Source organism: Sorangium sp. So ce590, assembly GCF_051521365.1.
GTDB lineage: Bacteria > Myxococcota_A > Polyangia > Polyangiales > Polyangiaceae > Sorangium.
This window is the reverse complement of record NZ_CP150346.1, coordinates 5994113-6008314: the sequence shown is the minus strand read 5'-3', so window position 1 is coordinate 6008314 and position 14202 is coordinate 5994113. Positions and strand designations below refer to the sequence as shown.

11 protein-coding genes are annotated in these 14202 nt (G+C 70.2%); 4 read left to right on the top strand and 7 right to left on the bottom strand.

Annotation, left to right across the window (positions count from 1 at the left end; translation table 11 throughout):
* Positions 1 to 74 precede the first annotated feature (74 nt).
* Positions 75 to 1463, bottom strand: coding sequence for a hypothetical protein (locus tag WMF28_RS22340; protein WP_437595264.1), 1389 nt, complete (start codon positions 1461 to 1463; stop codon positions 75 to 77).
* 577 nt (positions 1464 to 2040) lie between these two features.
* Here WMF28_RS22340 and WMF28_RS22335 point away from each other — a divergent pair.
* Entirely contained in the window at positions 2041 to 2313 is a 273-nt protein-coding gene (locus WMF28_RS22335) for a hypothetical protein (protein ID WP_437573015.1), read from the top strand.
* Positions 2314 to 2392: 79 nt separating this feature from the next.
* Here the strand turns inward: WMF28_RS22335 and pruA are convergent, their stop codons facing one another.
* The 3 genes from pruA to WMF28_RS22320 all read right to left on the bottom strand — a co-directional run bounded on the left by pruA (position 2393) and on the right by WMF28_RS22320 (position 6935).
* Complete coding sequence (pruA, locus tag WMF28_RS22330; protein WP_437595263.1) at positions 2393 to 4033, bottom strand: L-glutamate gamma-semialdehyde dehydrogenase; 1641 nt, start codon at positions 4031 to 4033, stop codon at positions 2393 to 2395.
* A 387-nt stretch (positions 4034 to 4420) separates the two neighbouring features.
* On the bottom strand, positions 4421 to 6436 hold the full coding sequence (gene ligA / locus WMF28_RS22325; protein WP_437595262.1) for an NAD-dependent DNA ligase LigA: 2016 nt from the start codon (positions 6434 to 6436) through the stop codon (positions 4421 to 4423).
* Between the two features lie 13 nt (positions 6437 to 6449).
* On the bottom strand, positions 6450 to 6935 hold the full coding sequence (locus tag WMF28_RS22320; protein WP_437595261.1) for an NUDIX hydrolase: 486 nt from the start codon (positions 6933 to 6935) through the stop codon (positions 6450 to 6452).
* A 151-nt stretch (positions 6936 to 7086) separates the two neighbouring features.
* On the opposite strand from WMF28_RS22320, the gene WMF28_RS22315 reads away from it, so the two are divergent.
* Positions 7087 to 7755 (top strand): hypothetical protein, encoded by a 669-nt coding sequence (locus tag WMF28_RS22315; protein ID WP_437595260.1) that lies wholly within the window; start codon positions 7087 to 7089, stop codon positions 7753 to 7755.
* A 59-nt stretch (positions 7756 to 7814) separates the two neighbouring features.
* Complete coding sequence (locus WMF28_RS22310) at positions 7815 to 8633, top strand: carbon-nitrogen hydrolase family protein (protein WP_437595259.1); 819 nt, start codon at positions 7815 to 7817, stop codon at positions 8631 to 8633.
* Positions 8634 to 8732: 99 nt separating this feature from the next.
* On the opposite strand, the gene WMF28_RS22305 is transcribed toward WMF28_RS22310, so the two are convergent.
* Positions 8733 to 9125 (bottom strand): helix-turn-helix domain-containing protein, encoded by a 393-nt coding sequence (locus WMF28_RS22305; protein WP_437595258.1) that lies wholly within the window; start codon positions 9123 to 9125, stop codon positions 8733 to 8735.
* Between WMF28_RS22305 and WMF28_RS22300 the strand changes: the two genes are divergently transcribed.
* A complete protein-coding gene (locus WMF28_RS22300; protein WP_437595257.1) occupies positions 9124 to 9426 on the top strand; it encodes a hypothetical protein in 303 nt (100 codons plus the stop codon). The genes WMF28_RS22305 and WMF28_RS22300 overlap by 2 nt on opposite strands.
* A 314-nt stretch (positions 9427 to 9740) precedes the next feature.
* Here WMF28_RS22300 and WMF28_RS22295 read toward each other — a convergent pair whose 3' ends face one another.
* Together WMF28_RS22295 and WMF28_RS22290 are read right to left on the bottom strand one after the other, a co-directional pair.
* Positions 9741 to 11678, bottom strand: a complete 1938-nt coding sequence (locus tag WMF28_RS22295; protein WP_437595256.1) for a DNA gyrase/topoisomerase IV subunit B — start codon at positions 11676 to 11678, stop codon at positions 9741 to 9743.
* A gap of 2 nt (positions 11679 to 11680) precedes the next feature.
* Positions 11681 to 14083 carry a DNA gyrase/topoisomerase IV subunit A gene (locus WMF28_RS22290; protein WP_437595255.1) on the bottom strand — a complete coding sequence of 801 codons (2403 nt, stop codon included), beginning with the start codon at positions 14081 to 14083 and terminating at the stop codon, positions 11681 to 11683.
* Positions 14084 to 14202: the final 119 nt, after the last annotated feature.

The window sequence follows — 14202 nt, the reverse complement described above, 5'->3', positions numbered from 1 at the left end:
GTGTGCGCTCCAGAGCGCCGAGCGGCGTGAGCCCCCGGAAAACGGGAGCTCGAGCCGTGCGGTGCTTCGGACCCTCAGTCGGTGGCCGGCGGCAGGTAGGCGAAGAGGCAGTTGTAACCGCGGCTCGTCACATCGGTGGCCGGGGTGCCGGCCGACACCTTGACGAGCAGCCGGTTGCCCTCGGGAGCCTCTGGGATCGCGACCTTATCGATGAACAGCGCTTCCGCTTCGGTCTCCGTGCCCGAGTGGGTGGTGGCGTCGATCGGGGTGCCGTCTCCGTTCAGCACCTCGGCGCTGAGCTCGCGGACGCCGGAGCCGTGGCGCTGGGCGCCGCAGATGACCGAGATCGTCCAGCCCGCTTCCACGTCGTCGAGGGGGACCTCGTAGACGTCGACGTCCGCGCCCTCCTCGGTGTCGGCGAGCTTCCCCTCGATGGCGAAGCTGACGCCGCCTCCCCCGTTGGGGAAGGAGACCAGGCCGCCTTCCGGCGTCGTCACGTCACCGTTGGTGAGCTCCTCGGCTTCGAGCGGCTCGGAGCTCGCCCGGTTGTTCAGCAGGATGTAGAAGTCGTTCTTCCCCACCGCTCCTGCGGGGCGCTTGACGAACACGAGGTACTCTTGCCCGGCCTCCACCGGAACGGCGATATCGCCGCCCTTTGACGGGTCGACCTTCGCATAGGCGCTCGTCAGATCGGTCGCGTTGAAGACGGCGATCTCGCTGACGTCCACCGTCGAGCCGTTGCCTTCGGACCCGCTCGGGCCGGAGAGGGTGAGCTCGGCCAGCTGGGCGTTGTCGACCTCGGGGGTCGCCGGCGGGGTGAACGAATACACGTCGACGTCGGTCTCGCTCGCGAAGCTGCCGAACACGAACGTGGTGTAGTAGGCCGATTCGTTGGCTGTCAGCTGATACGGCATCGGCACGGCCTGCTCGGCGTCATCGTTGGGCTCCGTCTCGCCGACGAGGCTGTCGGTGTCGCTGGCTGCCAGATTGATCGGGAGGAACTGCAGCGAGTAGTCGAAGCTGACGACCTCGGCCGGGTTGAAGCAACCGTTCGGGAAGGCGATCTCCGGGAACGCGGCGTTGCAGTCCTGGATGACCACGAAATACTCGCCGTCTGCGGGCAGCACGGTGAGCAGCTCGCCGTCGTTGGTGAGACCGTCGACCGGGTCGTCGTTCTGCGCGATCTGGTTCCCTTCGGCGTCGAGCAGCGTGATGACCGTATCGGGGAAGGTCGGATCCCTCTCGGCGTCGCTCGGCTTCGCGTCGCTGATGAGGTAGACCGGGAGGCCCTTGGTTCCGGTGAACCGATAGTAGTCCGCGTCCTCTTCGAGCGGCTCGAGCGTCCCGCTTAGCCCGTTGTTGCCGGCGGGGATCTCCTCTGCTTCATCGATGCTGTCGTTGCCGTCGTCCACGTCGCCCGAGCCCGTGGAGGTGCTCGTGACGAGGCCGGTGGTGGTGGTCACGCTCGACGTCGTGGTGCTCCCGGCTCCCCCCTCGCCTCCGCTTCCTCCGCTGCCGTCTTCATCGCCACCGCAGCCCGCAGCTGGCGCCGCGATCGTGCCAAGCACGAAAAAACCCAAAAAATACATCGACCTCATGGCACCTCCAACACGTTTGCTGTCCCACTGCAGCATTTAGTGTGGCTACGTGGGATTAGTACACCTACACCGCTGCTCGTCGCGTGCGCCATGAGAGCGCACGGTTTTGACGGTCGAAGATCTGGACAAATCGTGGAGTTTGGGGGGCTGCTCCACAGATGAATCCTTCAGAGGCCGGTGCGAGCTGTGGGGCTCGGTGAGCGGTGCCTGGGAGGGTGATCCGTCGGGCCTGAACTCTCGTGGAGCGACCTGGTCTTCGCCCGGGCGCTCGGCGCGGCGGATCGAGCACGGCGGTCGCCGGTCAGCTCACCTCCGGCGTCACCGCTGCCGGGGCGCGCTTCCCTCCTTATCTCCCGGGCAGGCGACGGCGCGCAGACGCCCTCCTGCTCGCCTCTCGCCGCCGGCTGCGTCGCGTGCTCCGATGGCCGCTGGAGCTTCCGCCATGCCCCGTCCCGCGCTCGTCTTTGCCCTGCTGCTCTTCGCTTTCACGGCTGGCTGCTCGGGCAGCGACCCCTGCGAGGTCGTCTGCGCCAAGAACGCCGAGTGCCAGCCCGACAGCCCTGGCAAGGACGCCTGCATCGCCATCTGTCTCGGCGAATCCGACCGCGCGTCCTATGCCATCGCCATCGAGCGTCAGGCCGAATGCTACGAGGAGGAGAGCTGGTCCTGCGCCGACCTCGCGGCCGGCGCCTGCGACTACTCGCCGGAGGATTGACCGACGAGGCCCGCCACACCTCGTCGCCGCGCGGCGACGCGCCGCCGCGCCGCGTGCCTCCTGGCGCGCCGCGCGCGTCCTACTCGGCTGCCATGAACGGGTAGGCGACTGCGTGCGGCGGGGCGAACGTCTCCTTCACGACCCGCGGCGAGACCCACCGGAGCAGGTTGAACAGGCTGCCCGCCTTGTCGTTCGTGCCGGAGGCGCGCCCGCCGCCGAACGGCTGCTGCCCGACGACGGCGCCCGTCGGCTTGTCGTTGATGTAGAAATTGCCCGCCGCGAAGCGGAGCGCGTCGCTCGCCGCCTCGATGAACGCCCGGTCCCGCGCGAACACGGCGCCCGTGAGGCCGTACGGTGACGTCTCGTCGCAGAGCGCGAGCGCCTTGTCCTCCTCGCCGTCGGGGTAGACCCAGACCGTCAGCACCGGACCGAACAGCTCCTCCGTCATCAGGGCGTGGCGCGGATCCGTTGTCTCGATCAGCGTCGGCTCCACGAACCAGCCGTCGCTCCCGTCGTGCGCGCGCCCGCCGCCGCCGCACACGAGCGAGCACGCCGTGTCCTTCTTCGCCGCGGCGATCCGCTCCGTGAGCCGGGCATGCGCGCGCCCGTCGATCACCGCGCCCATGAAGTTGCGGAAGTCGGCGACGTCCCCCATGCGGATCGCCTGGATGTGGCCCTCGAGTCGGCCCTTGAGCGCCGGCCAGAGCGAGCGGGGGACGTACGCGCGCGACGCGGCGGAGCACTTCTGCCCCTGGTACTCGTAGGCCCCCCGGACGAGCGCCACGGCGAGCGCGTCGACGTCGGCGCTCGCGTGCGCGAAGACGAAGTCCTTGCCGCCGGTCTCGCCCACGATGCGCGGGTAGCTCCGGTAGCGCCCGATGTTCTCCCCGATGCGGCGCCAGATCGACCGGAAGACAGCGGTCGATCCCGTGAAGTGGATGCCGGCGAAGTCCGGGTGATCGAGGCAGGCGTTCGAGACGAGCTCGGGCGGGCCCATGACGAGGTTGATGACGCCGCGAGGCAGGCCCGCCTCGATCAGGAGCTCCATCACGACGTGCGCGGAGCAGAGCGCGTTCGCCGACGGCTTCCAGACCACCGTGTTGCCCATCAGCGCCGGGGCCGCGCACAGGTTGCCCGCGATCGCGGTGAAGTTGAACGGCGTGGCCGCGAAGACGAAGCCCTCGAGCGGGCGAGGCTCGGCGAGGTTCCAGATGCCGGGCGCGCTCGCCGGCTGCTCCGCCGCGATCCGGTGGGCGAAGTGGACGTTGTAGCGGAAGAAATCGATGAGCTCGCAGGCGGAGTCGATCTCCGCCTGGAATGCCGTCTTGCTCTGGCCGAGCATCGTCGCCGCGTTGAGCACGGGGCGGTACCGGGTCGCGAGCAGCTCGGCCGCCTTGAGGAACACCGCGGCGCGCTCTGTCCACGGCGTCCGCGACCAGGCGCGCTGCGCTCGCCGGGCGGCCTCGATCGCGCGCGCGACGTGCTCGGCGCCGCCCTGATGGGCCTGGGCGAGGAGGAGGTCGCGCCGGTGCGGTGCGCGGACCTCGTCGAGGGCTCCGGTCCGGACCGCCTCGCCGTCGATGACCATCGGGATGTCGATCGTCTCCCGTGCCCGGCGATCGAGCTCCGCCTTGAGGGCCGCGCGCTCCGGGCTGCCAGGGGCGTACGCGAGGACGGGCTCGTTCTGGGGGCTCGGGGGCGTGGCGATGGCGTCGATCATGACGCGAGTCTAGCGGGCGAGACACGGGCACGCAGCGCTCCGGCGCCGCTGTTCGCGGCTGCGGCGTGAGCCGGATGGCCGCGCTGGGCAGCGCTCACCGCATTTCGTGGATGTCATGATCAGACGTCGCCCGCCTTGGGCAGCGCCCGCGCCGCCGCTACGCTCGTGCGATGCGCGAGCTCATCACGCGTGGGCGACGTGGGCGACGTGGGCGGCGAAGGCAGCTCCGCGCGCGCGTGGCTGCCCCGCGCGCAGGTGCGGCTCGAGCGCCCGCGCGGGGAAGTCGAGGGTCGCCGTGGCCGCCGCGTTCCGCGGGCTCGCGCTGGAGGCTCAGCTGGACAGCCGCGCCGCTCCGCCGGCGCTCTCTAGCCCCGGCGGCTCCTCCGGTCAGCCGCCGCGGCGCTCGGCGATGAGCTTGTCGAGGTCGTCCTCGGTGATGAGCTTGGTGCCGTACTTGCGCGCCTTGACCGCCTTGCTCGACGCGGACGCCACGTCGGCGAGGACGAGGTAGCTGAGCTCCTTCGTGACGCTGTTCAGCACCCGGCCGCCGTTCGACTCGACGAGGTGGGTGAGCTCGCCGCGGGGGCGCACGGCCGCGCCGGTGAAGCAGAAGGTGAGGCCGGCGAGCGGCCCCTCGGCCTCGGGGGCCACCGGGACGATGCCGGCGGCGAGCAGCCGCGCGATCTCGTCGCCGCGGGCGCGCAGCCCTCGAACGATGCTCGCGGCCTTGATCGCGCCGAGCCCCGGGATGTCGGCGAGCTCGTCCTCGCCGGCCGCGAGCAGCTTCTCGATCGTCGTGTAGCCGGCGGACACGAGCAGCCGCGCGGTCTGGATCGCGAACCCCTCGATGCCGAGCGCCGCGAGGAAGACCGGCAGCGTGAGCGGGAGCCGGCTCTTCAGCTGGTCGAGGCACTTCGTGGCGCTCTTTTCCCCGCGCCGGTCGAGCTCGGCGATGTCCTTCACCGTGAGCTTGTAGAGGTCGAGCGGCTCGCGCACGAGGCCCGCGGCGACCACCTGCTCGATCAGCTTGTCGCCCCACTCCAGCGCGCCGATCGCGTCGATCCAGTTGTGGATGCGCCCCTCGATGAGGGCGCGGCACGCGGCGTTCCGGCAGAGGAGGTACTCTCCCTCGACGACGAGCGGCGCGCTGCAGACCGGGCAGAGCGACGGGGGGACCGCGACGGGGCCGCGCTTCTCGACGACCTCCTCGACGTACGGGATCACGTCGTTGCGGCGCGAGACCAGCACCTCGTCGCCCACCCCGATGCCGAGGCCGCGCACGTTGGCCGCGTTGTGCAGGGAGGCGCGCCGGACGTTGGCGCCCGCGAGCTCCACCGGCTCGACGATCGCCACCGGGGTGACGCGCCCGCTCGGCCCGGTGTCCCACTGGATCGCCACGACCGTCGTCACCTTGGCCGGCGACGCGAACTTGAAGGCGACCGCGCCGCGCGGCCTTCGGTTGACGTCGCCGAGCATGCCCTGGAGGTGGAGCGAGTCCACGTAGACGACGAGCCCGTCGATCTCGTAGTCGAGGCTCGCGCGGAGCTCGCTCGAGTAGCGCCGATAGAGCTTCACGACGTCCTCGACGTCGCCGTGAGCGGTCTGCGGCGTCGCGAAGCCGAGATCGCGCAACCACGCGAAGCGCGCCCGGCACGTCGGGATCTCGAGGTGATCGGCGACGTCGTAGAACAGCACCGTGCAGTGCTCCGCCCCCTGGCCGTCGAACCGCTTGGCCGCGCCCGCGGCCATGTTGCGCGGGCTGGTGACGCCGGGGAAATAGCGCTTCATGTCCGACAGGCGAAGGATGATCTCGCCGCGCACGGACAGCCGGCCCCGCTCCCGGATCCTCGGGGGGACGCCCTTCATCCTCGCGACGTTCGCGGTGATCCGCTCGCCCCACTCGCCGTCGCCCCGGGTGATCGCATCGACGAGCTTGCCGCCCTTGTAGATGACCTCGATGGAGATGCCGTCGAGCTTCTCCGCCACGAAGAGATCGTCTGCGACGCTGGCACCGGCGGAGCTCGCCGGCTGCGCGGCGCCGTCGTGCGCGTCCTTCGCGAGGAGCTCGTCGCACCGGGCGACCCAGGCCCGGAGCTCGTCCTCGGAGACGACCTTGTTGAGCGAGCCCATCGGGATCTCGTGCCGCGCCTTCTCCCACTCCGTGATCAGGGAGGCGGAGCCGACCCGGGCGAGCACCGGGTGCGCGGGATCGAGGGCGCGGAGCTCATCCTCGAGGGCGTCGAACGCCGCGTCCGAGATCTCCGGGTGCCCGGCGTAGTAGCTCGCCCTGTATTTCTCGATGCGCTCGGCGAGCTCATCGATCCTCGCCTTGTGCGTCGGATCCGTCGCGAGCCCGCCCTGCAGCATGCGCGCTTCGGCCTCGTCGTGGTGTGCCTGCGTCATCGCTTGCCTCGGCTCACTCGAGCTCGGTGTCGCCGGCGCGCCGGGCGGCGGCGAGGAGGTCCCCCATGCCCATCGCGAGCTCGGCCGGGAGCTCGTCCTCGCGGAACAGCCTGACCTCGCGGATCTCGAGCGGGTTCTGTGGAGGGCGTGTGGGTGCGCCGATCCGGGCGGCGACGACGACCGTCACGGCGTGGAAACGGATGTCGCGGTCGGGCCGCGAGTACACGCCCACGACCCGCCCGAGCTCGACCTCGACGACGCCGGCCTCTTCGGCGAGCTCCCGCACGATGCTGTCGCGGAGCGTCTCGCCCCATTCCAGGGTCCCTCCTGGGAGCGCCCAGGTTCCGGTGTCGCTGCGGCGAATGAGCAGCCACCGGCCGTCGGCGGTCTGTGCGGCGGCGGCGATCCCGACGACCGGCCGCCGGAGCAACGCGCGCGCGACCTCCTTGGCCAGGGCGAGCACGGAGCGCGGTAACAGCGAGAGGGGAGCGATTTCCATGAGAATTTTTGCGATGTGTCAGCAAAGCATAGGAGCGATCGGCGGCGGCCGGGAGAGGGTTCCGTGCGACCTCGGCCGATCCCTCGGACGGCCGTGAGCAGCGCGGCTCGATCTCGGTCCCGGGTGAGGGGCAGGCTACGCTTGCTCCATCATGTTGTTCGTGTGGAGGGCGCTGCGCGCTCCTGTCGGATCGTACGGCCGCGCTGTCCTCTGCGGCGCGACGGCGTGGGGGGCGGCGCTCGCGTTCGCGTCGACGCCGAGCTGCACCGAAGAGCGGCTCCCGCCGCCGCGCGCTCATGCCGGCACGTCGAGCGGCGCGGGGGCAGCGGGGGGCGCCGCGCCCGATGCGAGCGTCGACGAGGAGCCTCGGCCGGCGAACCTCTGCGAGTGCGTCGTTGCCTATGGCGGCGAAGCGGGGCGATGCGGCGATTGCTTCAACGAGCACGCCTCCCGCGGTGCGCGCTGCGAGGCGCAGCTCTCGGCGTGCGACGGCGAGCCCGGGTGCAGGCAGATCAGCGTGTGCCTCAAGGGCTGCGGTCACAACAAGGCCTGCCAGACGGCGTGCGTGTTCCCGGACGAAGCGGGCGCCGCACATCGGGCGTATCAGCAGGTGCTCGCCTGCGTGTGCGCCGCGTGCGGCGCGAGGTGCGCCTACTACGACGCGCCGCTCGAGTGCGCTGAGGCGAGCGTCGGGTTGGCTGGCGCCGGCGGAGCTGCGGGCGCTGGCGGAGCTGCGGGCGGCGGCGGAGCTGCGGGCGGCGGCGGAGCTGCGGGCGGCGGCGGAGCTGCGGGCGCGTCCGGACAACGAGGAATCCGGTGAAGTCCGCGCGCTCTTCCACGCGCGGTCCGCTACGGTTCCTCGTGCGGTAGGCTTGCCCCATGCAAAAACCGGTGATCTGGGCGGCCCTCCAGCTCTCCAGCCAGGAGAACGTGAGCGAGAACCTGGCGCGGATCGAGGCGCGCGTCGTGGAGGCGGCCGGCCGTGGGGCGACGACGGTCGTGCTGCCCGAGAACTTCGCGTACATGGGCAACGAGGAAGGAAAGCGCCACATCGCGGAGGACCTCGACGCCGGCGGCGGTCCCATCGCGCATCGTCTCGCCGACGCGGCGCGGTCCGCCCGGGTGACCCTCGTGGCCGGCGGCTTCCCCGAGCGCGCGCCGGATGCGGCGAGGCCGTACAACACCTGCGCGGTCTTCGGGCCCGACGGCCGGCTCACCGCCCGCTACCGGAAGATTCACCTCTTCGACGTCGAGATCGCCGATGGCACGAAGTACCGTGAGTCGGCATCGACGACCGCCGGAGAGCTCCCCGTCGTCACCGAGATCGACGGCGTGAAGCTCGGGTTGTCGATCTGCTACGACGTCCGGTTCCCGGAGCTCTACCGCGCGCTCTCGTCGGAAGGCGCCGAGGTCATCGTCGTCCCCGCGGCGTTCACGCTGCTCACCGGCAAGGACCACTGGCTGATCCTGCTCCGCGCGCGGGCGATCGAGGCCCAGGCGTACGTGGTGGCCGCAGCGCAGTGGGGCAAGCACCCCGGCGGGCGGGCGACCTTCGGGAAGTCGTGCGTGATCGATCCGTGGGGTGAGGTGATCGCTCAGGCCTCCGAAGGGGAGGGGATCGCGATGGCGATGCTCGACCCTGCTTACCTCGATCGGGTCAGGGCGAATCTCCCCTCACTCAAGCACAGGCGACTCTGATCACGATGTCATGGAGGTAAGCACTTTGTCTCGCGCCAGGGGGGCTGGTGGTTCCGGCGCTTCGCGTGGCCGACGTCTTGCGTTGGTTCACTCAACGGATCACTCGGCCGAGGCGTCGCTCGCCTCCGCCTCGCCGGCCGGGGGCAGCGAGCCGCCGCGCTTCGACAGGAGGACCCGGAGCTCCGCCGGCCGGCGGAAGCCGATGCGACGGGCGACCTCCTTCTCGGTGTGCCCCTCGCATAATAGTGTGCGGGCGCGTTCCGCGCGTACCTCGTCGTAGTAGACGTGCGGCGATAGCCCGAAGGCGGCACGGAAGAGCCGCGCGAAATGAAACTCGGACAGATTGAGAGCCAGTGCGAGCTCGTAGGAACGGATCTTATGTCCCTCTTCCGCGGCGCTGCGGATGCGGTCGCGACCGAGCAGGAGCCGCTCCGAGGTGCTGCGCGGGAGCGGGGCTGCCGGGTGCGGCGGCAGGGTGGAGGGCGAGCTCATGATGGCTGAAGCGTCCTCGGGCGGCGGCAGCGCGCTGTCGCTCGGCGTTGCAGCGTCGGACGCCGGGAGCGTCGTCGGCCGTGCGACCGACCCGCTGCTCGCGGCTGCGATGGGCGTGGCCGGAACCGACAGGGAGCGTGCGGCCGGCATGTTGTGGGACGAGGAGGGTGTGATCGGAGTCGAGATGGGAAGCGCAGTCGTCACGGGTACCTCTCCAGCGGTGAAAGGGCGATGTGCCGCGGTCATCGCGGTCATCGCGGCCACCGGCGCGACGTATTGCAACCAGCAGGCCGCAAGCTGACTCAGCGCTCCTGGCTCAGGTGAATCGGCGTTCCACAGCGCAAAACGCCGCGTTTGCGAGTCAACCAGCTCGCGATGTCATAGGGGTGTGGCCCACGGTTCACGTGGCACAGCCACCGGGGATCCCCCGTGCCTGGCACAGCGTGCCTGTGCGCCGCGCACGCCGCACGCACGCCGCGGCGGTCGCACGGATCGCGACATCGTCGCGGCGATCTCGTGACTGTCAGGTGATGAATGTGAGCCGGCGATCCGGCATCCAACGCGGCTCGCGCGCGCGCGAGGAGGCGCCGCGATCTCCGGGGCGAGGGATCGATGTCAGACGTCGATCTCGGCGTTCGGCGCGCGCTCCATGATGAAGCGGAAGCGCGCCTGCGCGTCCTTGCCCATCAGCTCGTTCAGGATGCGATCGGTCTCGATCTCTCCCTCGATCACGATGCGCAGCGCGCGCCGGCGGCGGATGTCGAGTGTCGTCGCCTTGAGGTCCTCCGCGGGCATCTCGCCGAGTCCCTTGAAGCGAGAAATATCCGCCTTGGCCGTCTTCGGGAGCTTCGCGAGGATCCGGTCGCGTTCTGCGTCGTCGAGGGCCCAGTACGTCTCCTTGCTGGCGTCGATCCTGTAGAGCGGCGGCTGTGCGAGGAACACGTGCCCGCCGCGGAGCAGGCCGGGCAGGTGCCGGTAGAAGAACGTCAGCAGCAGCGTCGCGATGTGCTGGCCGTCGCTGTCGGCGTCCATCAGTAGAAAAATTCTACCGTATCGCAATTTGGAGGCGTCGAAGTCCTTGCCGAAGCCGCAGCCCAGCGCGCTCACGATGTCCTGGAGCTCCTTGTTGCCGAGCACCTTCGAGGTCGAGGCCTGCTCCGCGTTGAGCACCTTGCCGCGCAGCGGGAGGATCGCCTGGGTCCGGCGATCCCGGCCCTGCTTGGCAGAGCCGCCTGCGCTGTCTCCCTCGACGATGAAGAGCTCGCTCTCGCTGGGATCGGTCGAGGCGCAGTCGGCGAGCTTGCCCGGCAGGTTGAGCCGGTGCGACACGGGGGTCTTCCGCAGGACCTGCTGGGTCGCCTCGCGCCGTGCCTCCCTGGCGCGCGCCGCCAGGATCGCGCGGGCCACGATCGACTCGCCGGCCGTGCCGTTGTGGAGCAGCCACTGCTCGAGCGCGGGCCGGACCATGCCTTCGACCGCCGGTCCTGCCTCCGCGTTGTTGAGTCGATCCTTCGTCTGCCCCTGGAACTGAGGCTCCTGGATGTAGATCGACAGGACGCCCACGATCCCCTCGCGGATGTCGTCGGCCGTCAGCGTCACCCCCTTCGGCTGGATCTTCTTCGCGTCCATGAAGGCGCGGACCGCCTTCACGATCGCGGAGCCGAAGCCCGCCTCGTGCGCGCCGCCCGCGTGCGTGGGGATGCCGTTGACGTACGACTTCACGTAGTCGTCGGTCGACTCCGTCCACTGGAGCGCGGACTCCAGCCGGATCTCGCCCTCGCGCGCGATGTAGAAGATGGTCGGGTGCGTCACGGCCTTGCCGCGCTGGGAGACCAGCTTCGGCAGGAAGTCCGCGATGCCGTTCGGGTGAAGGAGCTCGATCGACTCCCCCGACGAGAGATCGCGGAACGCGATCGCGAGCCCCCCGTGGAGGTACGCCTTGGCCTCCAGGCGCTCGCGGATGGTCTCGGGATCGAACCGCCGGCCCTGCCCGAAGATCTCCGGATCCGGCCGGAAATGGATGCTCGTGCCGTGCTTGCGGGTGGGCGCGCCCTTCTTGAGCTTGCTGATCGGCGCGCCGCGCGAGAACGTCTGCTGGTGCTCGAGCCCGTCGCGCAGCACCCGGACCTCGACGAGCTCCGAGAGCGCGTTGACCACGCTCGAGCCGACGCCGTGGAGGCCGCCCGAGACCTTGTAGCTGTCGCTCGCGAACTTCCCGCCCGCGTGCAGCGTACAGAAGATGAGCTCGAGCGCGGGGCGCTTGTACCGGGGGTGCACGTCGACGGGGATGCCGCGGCCGTCGTCGGTCACGGTCACGCCCTGGAGATCGGCGTCGAGCGTCACCTCGATCCGCTTCGCGTGCCCGTTGATCGCCTCGTCGACGGCGTTGTCGACGATCTCCCAGAGCAGGTGGTGGTAGCCCCTGGCGTCGGTGCCACCGATGTACATGGCGGGGCGCTTGCGGACGGGCTCCAGCCCCTCGAGCACCTCGATGTCAGCGGCCGTGTAACGCGCGCCGGACGCGGCGCGGACCGGGGGATTCGTGGCGGCCATGTTCAGCTCACCTCCAGCGTCGGTACGACGACGGCCGGCGGCACCACGCGGATGAAGCGGTCGCGTCGCGCGATCGGCTCGCCCTGGGTGCCGCGCGGACCGGCGATCTTGCCCGCGGCGATCTCGAGCGTCTTGCCCTTCTCCGTCTCGACCGTGATCACGTCGTTCCGGCCGAGGGCGAGGGCGGCGCCGACAAGGCGCTCGCCTTCGGCGACCCGCATCACCACCGAGCCCTTGCCCGGGCCGGAGAGCAGCGCCAGCTCCTCCACGGCCACGCTGAGCGCCCAGGCGTCGCTCGAGGCGCAGAGCACCCTGTCGGCGCCGTCCACGGCGTGGACGAAGAGCACCTCGTCGCCCTCGTTCAGCTTGGCGAAGCGGCGCCCGGAGCGCGTCGACGGGTCGCGGTGCGGCCGCAGCGAGAACCGGAAGCCGAGGCCCCCGCGGGTGATCGCGAGCGCGAAGGGAGGCTCCGGCTCGGCGGAGTCAGGGGTCTGCGCCGGGACATCGAGCGCCCTCGGATCGAAGGAGAGCATCGCGATCAGCTGCTCGCCGTCCGCCAGCTTGAACAGCTTCTGCACGGGATCGCCGTAGCCGGTCGACTGCGGCACATCGTGGATGCGGCACACGTAGCACGCGCCGAGATTCGAGAAGAACGCGACCGTCGACCGCGTCGAGCCGGCGACGGCCGCGAGCACGCTGTCGCCCTCGCGGATGCGCGTCGAGGAGAGATCCCGCACCTCGCGTACGCGCTTCACCCAGCCCTGCGCCGAGAGGATGACGTTCGCGTCCTCGGCCACGATGAAGTCTTCCGCCTGGTACTCGGGCTCGTCGATCGAGCCGACCACCTTCGTGCGGCGCTTCTCGCCGTAGGATCCCTTGATCTCGACGAGCTCGTCGCGGACGATCCCCCAGCGCTTCGCGTCGTTCTTGAGCAGCCCGTCGATCCGCTTCGCCTCGGCGCGCTTCTCGGAGAGATCCTTCTGCACGAGCAGGATCTCGAGGCGCGCCAGCCGGTAGAGCTTGAGCTCGAGGATCGCGTCCGTCTGCTCCTCGTTCAGGGTGAAGCGCTTTATCAGCTTCTCGGCCGCGTCGGCCTTGCCCTCGCTCTTGCGGATGATCCGGATCACCTCGTCGAGCGCGTCGAAGATCTTCTCGAACCCCTCGAGGATCGTGATCCGCCGCCTCAGCTCGCCGAGCGCGAACTCGAGCCGCCGCGTCACGGTCACGTAGCGGAAGTCGAGGAACTTCGTCAGGATCTCGTGCAGGCCGAGCCGCCGCGGCGCGGCGACGTCCGCGTTGTCGGTGGGCACGAGGCAGGTGAGGTTCACCTGCACGTTGATCGCGAGCGGCGTCTGTTTGTAGAGGTACGCCATCACGAGCTGCGCGTCGGCGCCGCGCTTCAGCTCCATCACGATGCGCACCTCGGCCGTCGACTCGTCGCGCACGTCCACGAGCGTCGGCAGCTTCTTCGAGAGGATCACCTCGGCGATCTTCTCGACGATCGCCTTCCGCTCGATCCCGTACGGGATCGAGGTGATCACGATCTGCGGTACGGCGCCGCGCTTGCCGTCGCCCTCTTCCTGCAGCCACTCGCCGCGGAGCTTCAGCGAGCCCTGGCCGGACGTGTAGACGGCCTCGAGCTCCTTCTTCGTCGCGTGCAGCTGGCCTCCCGTCGGGAAGTCGGGCCCCTTCACGTACGACAGCAGCCGCTGCGTGGTGAGCTCGCGGTTCTCGATCAGCGCGACGCAGGCGTCGATCACCTCGCTCAGGTTGTGCGGCGGGATGCTCGTCGCCATCCCGACCGCGATCCCCTGCGACCCGTTCACGAGGAGGTTCGGGAAGCGGGCAGGGAGGACGATCGGCTCGAAGCGGGTGCCGTCGTAGTTCGGGCGGAAATTCACGGTGCGCTGGCCGAGCTCGCCGAGCAGCTCCAGCGCGAGGGGGCGGAGCTTCGCCTCCGTGTAACGCATCGCCGCCGGGGCATCGCCGTCCAGGGAGCCGAAGTTCCCGTGGCCGGCGATGAGCGGCGCCCGCATCACGAAGTCCTGCGCCAGCCGGACCATCGCGTCGTAGATCGCGACGTCGCCGTGCGGGTGGTACTTGCCCATCACGTCGCCGACGACCGCGGCGCTCTTCCGGTACTTCGCGTCCGGCCCGAGGTGCAGGTCGTGCAGCATCGCGTAGAGGATGCGGCGCTGCACCGGCTTCAGCCCGTCGCGCACGTCGGGGAGCGCGCGCGACGTGATGACGCTGAGCGCGTAGTTCAGGTACCGGCGCTGCGCCTCCTCGGCGAGCGAGGTGTCGGGCGCCGGGGGCGGCGGAGGCTCGCTATCACCGGGCCGGCCGCCACGGCGGCCCTTGCGAGGCGGCTCACCGTCGGACGGAAGGGAGGGGGTTCGAGACACGCGTTACTCCAGGGAGTGATCGGGCACCGGTTGAGCAGGTGCTCCGATGTTCAGGTGAACGCTGGCGAGCCTCGGCAATTACCCAGGGCCTCGCGCTCGGTCAAGGCTGCCTCGCGGGA